General features: G+C 62.8%; 2 pseudogenes. One reads left to right on the plus strand and one right to left on the minus strand.

What is annotated here, in order from left to right:
• Positions 1 to 213: pseudogene (locus JSE7799_RS11705) on the plus strand (IS256 family transposase); the annotation flags it as partial.
• Here JSE7799_RS11705 and JSE7799_RS21765 read toward each other — a convergent pair.
• A pseudogene (locus JSE7799_RS21765) lies at positions 198 to 1,335 on the minus strand (IS256 family transposase). The pseudogenes JSE7799_RS11705 and JSE7799_RS21765 sit on opposite strands and share 16 nt — an antisense overlap.
• Positions 1,336 to 1,828 lie beyond the last annotated feature (493 nt).

The raw sequence follows: 1,828 nt of genomic DNA on the forward strand, positions 1-1,828 counted from the left end.
AACCCGATCGAGAGTGTCTTCGCCACGGTCAGGAACCGGACCCGCAAAACCAAGGGCTGCCTGAACCGCAAGACCGCCCTCGCCATGGTCTTCCGACTCATGAAATCAGCCAAGAAGAAGTGGCGGAAGATCAACGGGCCAAACCGTCTGCCCGACGTCATTCAGGGGATTGAGTTCAAGGACGGGATCAAGCAACTTCAAACCGCCGCCTGATGAGGACCGTCACCAACTTTTGGGCATATCTCGCGGCGGGAGACGGCCCACTCGTCATTTTGCTCCAGCATCAGTGCTCCGACGAGGCGGATGACGGCCTCGCGGTTCGGGAAGATCCCGACCCCGTTGGTACGCCGCTTGATCTCCTTGTTTACCCGCTCCAGCGGGTTGGTGCTGTGCAGCTTCGCGCGCAGGCGTTCATCGGAGGTCATGTAGGCGAAGACATCTTGCTCAGCCTCATCCATCAGCTTGGCCACGTCGCGGAACCGCTCCCGCAGGTTGTCGGCAACCTCGCGTCAGCGGGCATGGGCTTGGTCACGGTCCTTCTCGGCGAAGACGGTCTTCACCATGGCGCTGACCACTGGCTTGTGGGTCTTGCTCACGCGGGCCAGCAGGTTGCGCTGGAAATGCACGCGGCAACGCTGCCATCCGGCGCCCAAGACCTTGCGGGCAGCGGCCTTCAGGCCCTCATGGGCATCGCTGATCACCAGTTGCACGCCGCGCAGCCCGCGGCGCGTAAGAGATCTCAGAAAGTCTGCCCAGAAGGTCTCGGCCTCCGATGGCATTACGGTGATCCCCAGGATCTCGCGGCGCCCGTCGGTGTTGACCGAGACGGCCACTATCACCGCCCTCGCAGAGCTTCACACGGGTCGCGTCGAGCCACAGGAACGGCCAATCGCCTTCGAGGGGCCGGTTCAGAAATGCACGCACCCGCTCGTCGATCTCCTCGCAGAGCCGCGAGACCTGGCTCTTCGGCGTGCCCGTCTGACCCGTGGCGCGCACCAGATCGTCAACGGCGCGGGTAGAGATGCCGTGGATGCAGGCCTCCTGTGTGTGGATGCAGGCCTCCTGTATGACCGCCATCAAGGCTTTCTCGGCCGTTCTGCGCGGCTCCAGGAAGGTCGGGAAATAGCTGCCCTGGCGCAGCTTCGGGATGTTCAGCCCCGTCGTGCCCGCGCTGGTTCTCCCGCTCCGAACTGTGCTCGCCATACGCGGCAACGCATACGGCGGCCACTCGATGTCCATCAGCCGCTGCGCGGCATCCTGGATCAGATCGCGCAGGAAATCCGCATCATCGCTCTTGGCGATCACCCCCGGAAGGTCAATCATGGTCTCGGTCATCGTGCTCTCCTTCGTTGTCGTCGGTCGTCGAACAACCTCAGACTACGAAGAAGCGCGGTGGCCGCCAGACCGGCCGTGCGCTGCGCTGCACCAGATGGCTCCGCGCGCGGCCTCCTACACCACGGGGTGGGACACTACCTTTACCCGCATTGGAAACGTTCGTCCCGATGGATCAGAGGCCGACGATGCATCAAGAATTGATCAAGCCCACTCAACCGAGGTAGAGTACGCTTCTACGCCTCGAAAGCGCCTGCTAGCCCGCATAATTCATGAAGCTGCGGACTTGTGCTCCGTGGGATGGTTTCCCCGGTCTCGGTTTTCTTGCGTGCACCCGGTGTTTGCGTCCGGTTGGCAGGCCGGCCGGTGACTTGGGTCTTGGGCGATACGGGTTGATGTTTCGGGGTTTGTCGGGGCGCATGCGTCAGGCTGTTTTCGGTGGGGCGAGGGCGTCGAAGAGAAGGAGGAGAAGTCCCTTTCGGGGACACGATGCCGG

It is taken from the genome of Jannaschia seosinensis, assembly GCF_001408515.1.
GTDB lineage: Bacteria > Pseudomonadota > Alphaproteobacteria > Rhodobacterales > Rhodobacteraceae > Jannaschia > Jannaschia seosinensis.